Consider the following 4,508-nt stretch of genomic DNA (forward strand, 5'->3'; position numbering starts at 1 on the left):
TATATTGGCCAGTCCGTAGGAAGCTTCCACGATTCCACCATCTAGTAGATTTACATTCGCTTGCGCAGCATCTACATCATCCACCTGAAAATTGAAATACTTCGCCTGATCAATTACCAACGTCTTTTGCGTAGCATCCAACTCCTGTGGACTCCCGATTCCTGCTACCTTGTCATAGTTGCCAATCGTCACCGCTCCAATCGAATTGATTTTTACGGTGGAGCCTTGACCTTGAATCTCACCTTCATAATCGGTGTTGACCACATTTCCATACACCAGATTCTTCTTCAGGCTTTCATTTAAACGTGCGCTCCAAATCGTAGGAATAAAATGTTGTACTGTCATATTCTAATCACCCTGTCCTTTTCTATTGATTATTGTTTGTTTTGTAATGCTTGTTTGACTTGATCCCAATGCTGATTGATCTCGTTTGGGGACATGCCTTTAATTGAATCCAATGTAAATGTGCTATTCGTTGAACCAGCCGGAGGAGTATAGCCATCCCCTTTGAGTCGTTGCTCGACTTGCTGTTGGATAGCCAGTTGTAGCGATTGTTCCAACATAGCCAAATTCACTGTCGTCGCTTCTTCATCTGCACCAATAAAAAAATCCACTAACGGGAGTGGAAGTTTCTTTTCGGATGCAATTTTGATCGCTTGGCTGGTTAACCGTTCACGCTGTTTCTCCAGCTTCATATTCTCCACTTCGGCTCGCAGCTTCTCGACTTCGATTTCTTTCTCATCCTTAGCCGGGAATCGCTTCTTGATCTCAACATCTACTGCACTTTCCAAATGGTTGGCTTTCCACGTTTCCAAGGATTTAGCGGATCGTTTGTCTACCGTGCTATCGAACCAACTTTTTGCATCCTTGTTAGATTGAATATATCGCTCTATCCCTGCCACGTTATACGGATTCAAACTCTGAAGATATGTTTTCCATTCCTCATTCGTTTGGTTTTCTTCAATCAACTGCTTCACTTGTTCTAAATTCATTTTTGTTAATCTCCTTTATTGCCCATTCGACTCACAGAACCGAACACGCTTATGTATGTATGGAGCCGTTTAATGTCATGCTCAGGACAGTGTTGTTACGCTTTAGAAATCACAAAACCGAGGAAAAGGTACAAACATACCATCTCCCCACTTTTGCCTATTTTTCACCCTTTGTTTATATAGCTTTTTGACAGCCTAAAGCGTTACATCAAGCCTGTTGTTTGCCTAAACTTCAGAAACGTATATGTATGCTGAAACTGTATAATATTGAACATCATGCTCTAGACAATCATGTTACGCTTTAGAAATCACAAAAACGAGGAAAAGGTACAAACATACCATCTCCCCACTTTTGCCTATTTTTCATCCTTTGTTTATATAGCTTTTTGACAGCCTAAAGCGTAACACCGAGTCTGTTTAGGGTCGATCTTTCGAACACGCATATGTATGTTGAATTCGTTCATTGTCATACCATACTACAATGCTGTTACGCTTTAGAAATCGCAAAAACGAGAAATGGGTACAAACATACCAGTCCCCCATTCTTGCCACATTTTCACCCTTTGTTTATTGGGCTTTTTAAACCTCTAAAGCGTAACATCAAGCCTGTTTTCTCCTCATCTGGCGCATCCGTAATTTCGTCTTTTCGTTCGCATTCTTGTCTCTGCATTTCTCACAATATTTCTGTCGATTCGAATTAGCTGAAAATGTAGCCCGACATTTCTGACAGTTCACCCTCGGTTGCGCTGTTTTAAATTCAGATTCTATATTCCGCTCAAACTTATATTCTCGTTCTAACTTTCCATCTATGGGTAAAACCCCATTTTCAAAATATGTACATCGAAGCGGAAAATCATCTTGAGCGAAAAATACACATGGGCCATCTTGTAAACAGCAATAATTCGAGATGCCATGTTTCGTTCCGAGATAACCAACACAATTATTCTTAACCAGCCGTTTGATTTTGTTTTTATTCTGCATTCGATACCTCCTTATCCGTACCATCTAATCGTTGCTGCTCTGCATGAAATTTATTGAATTCCAGCTTCGGATTCTCCACAAATGGAAGCAATGTAAGCAGCGTTTCCTGTGAGACCACTTCTTTCAGTTTCACAATCACATCTGCCATCCCGACCAAGTCTGTCGGCAAGTTACGAGTAAACTTCACCGCAATATCTCGGTAATCATATTGAACTCCTTCTTTAATGTGCAGGAACGTGAAGAAATTACGTAACCGCTGCTTGATCGCCTTTTCCATTAACGCTTCACGCATTGCTACTCGATTTTCCAGATTCAGCAGCTTATTTCTCAGCGCTAAGGAAGAAGTATTGCTGGCCCAGTTTTCATTAAAGTTGACCTGATCCATCATGTCGAAGATTTTTCGTTCAATATTGTCCAACTCATTTTTCACAAAAGAGTCATTAATCTCCTTCGTAAGCCAGCTTACCTTTCCTCCAGCCGGAACCTGAATAATGCCCATCTTCTTCATATTTAATAAGTCCTCGGCCTCCAGCTTGGCATTCTCAATCACGAGATAGGCGTTGCGATGATCTGCGATTTCATTGACCAAATCAGAGTTCAAAGCGTTATAGGCATCAAATAAAGAAATCACATCTTGGAAGCCACTTTTTCTCTCCGTATTGGCTGGACAGGAGATAAGCGGGACTCTTCCAAAGATGTGATTATGTTTGCCGATATATTTTAATTCAGGTGCTTGGTTTTGCTTACTCTGATTGTGTTTATCATCGTTGCCGATTGTATAGTGTAGAATTTCATGATCAGTATACACGTCCAAATATACTTGCTTATCAAAACGTCTCGTAAATTTATGTAAGCCTAGTAATACATTTCGTTCTGCTGTTCCATCTTCCAACACATAGGCATTCAATGGAGATAATACTGTGGCTGAAAACTGGCCATCCGAATCAATATAGTTCAATTCATAGCTCTCGCCAAAGATTTCGGATTGTTTCCGAAGCTGTAGATTATGCTCTTTGTCCCAATGACTCATATGTACATCTATATTATGTATGGCTTCATCCTGATCTGACTTGGACACATAGTTTACTGGCTTTCCAAGTAGATAGCCCACTTCGTTGTCTACGAACTTACGTGGAAAATTGAAAATGAGCTTTTGATTGCTGCGGCTTTCTTGCATTGCATAGTTCTTGAGAATGGAGTGATTACCATTGTAGTAATCTGCATATTTCTGTTTGGCTATTGCAGCCGATTGGAGTTCATTTAGACATTCAATTATGATGGACTCGGTTATTTGCAAATAGGTTCTTCCTTTCAAAATGGGTTATGTAATTTTTGCTTGAATAAATAAAAGAACCACCCTTAATAAGGTAGTTCCTTATTGCACTGCCGTTTCCGTTAGCATCATATCTAAAGGGATTCAATTGCATTTTAAATTATTCCCAAACATTATGGTGTATTAGATTATTCAGATTTCGACGCCTCTCCCAATCTTCTTGTTCTAGGATTGGTTTTGTAGGATAAAAATCCGTATATCCTAATGAAATCAAAGCAACAGGGTCAATATGTGGCGGAATATTTAGTATTTCTCGTACGTCTGTTTTCTTGTAAAAACTAACCCATCCCATAGCTATCCCTTCTGCATAAGACGCCAACCACATATTTTGGATACAACAGGCGACGGATAGAATATCTGTTTCAGGAATAGAATTTCGCCCAAGTACATGTCCACCACCTCTCGTGGGATCACATGTAATACAGATCGTTATAGGTGCCTCCCTTATCCCCTCTAATTTTAGCGAGAGAAATCTTGTCTTTTTTTCATCTTCATAGTGTATGGACAACGCTTGTATTTCTTTATGACATGCATGCGCCAATCGTTCTTTAACCCCTTGAGAGTCAATGACAATAAAATCCCAAGGTTGCATAAAACCAACGGATGGTGCATGATGACCAGCCATTAATATGTTGTTTAACTTATCTTTGGATATGGATTTTCCATTAAATGATCGAATATCTCTCCTTTCAAAAATGGCCTTAAATAGTCCTTCTCTTTCAGAATCATTTAACAATTTAATCCCTCCCTTAGAACAAAAATCCCCAGCCTAAATAAGACTGATAATGCGCCAGTACTCAAATGATTATGACAGGGCTTCAGACTCAAGTTTACATTGAAATTGGTATTTTTATGATATAACTCTAATATTATTTATGCTTGAAATCAATATTATCTCTTGCAGTTCATTATCAATCTGTAGTCTAAACTGCCTGACCCTCAAAACAACAAACTTCGATCATAAAATTTCAGACTTTTCACTGACTGAATCAATTGGACAGCCCCATATAAGCTATCTGGCGCATCATCATATGTACAATTTCGATTGTAGTCCTTCACCTGATGGTTATATCTGAGATTATCTGAATTGAACAGAATATGACCCTTCTTCACTTCCGGCTCCAAGCTAATAATACGTTCATGCTTTTGTCCCTTGGAGTGAACACTTTCTACGGGTGTATGTATCTTCGCCTTCCATAGCT

At 39.4% G+C, this 4,508-nt stretch carries 3 protein-coding genes and 2 pseudogenes; all 5 read right to left on the minus strand.

Annotated features, from left to right (window positions below; all coding sequences use genetic code 11):
- Window positions 1-345 (minus strand): annotated as a pseudogene (locus QD47_RS29155) (P22 coat protein - protein 5 domain protein); the annotation flags it as partial.
- Window positions 346-374: 29 nt separating this feature from the next.
- Window positions 375-992: a DUF4355 domain-containing protein gene (locus QD47_RS29160; protein WP_044649413.1), complete on the minus strand. Its 618-nt coding sequence runs from the start codon at window positions 990-992 to the stop codon at window positions 375-377.
- Window positions 993-1,962: 970 nt separating this feature from the next.
- Window positions 1,963-3,270, minus strand: a complete 1,308-nt coding sequence (locus QD47_RS29170; protein ID WP_044649414.1) for a phage portal protein — start codon at window positions 3,268-3,270, stop codon at window positions 1,963-1,965.
- Window positions 3,271-3,406: 136 nt separating this feature from the next.
- On the minus strand, window positions 3,407-4,042 hold the full coding sequence (gene bluB / locus QD47_RS29175; RefSeq protein WP_044649415.1) for a 5,6-dimethylbenzimidazole synthase: 636 nt from the start codon (window positions 4,040-4,042) through the stop codon (window positions 3,407-3,409).
- 203 nt (window positions 4,043-4,245) lie between these two features.
- A pseudogene (locus QD47_RS33600) lies at window positions 4,246-4,508 on the minus strand (phage terminase large subunit); the annotation flags it as partial.

It is taken from the genome of Paenibacillus terrae (assembly GCF_000943545.1).
In the GTDB taxonomy this organism is placed as follows: Bacteria; Bacillota; Bacilli; order Paenibacillales; family Paenibacillaceae; genus Paenibacillus; species Paenibacillus terrae_A.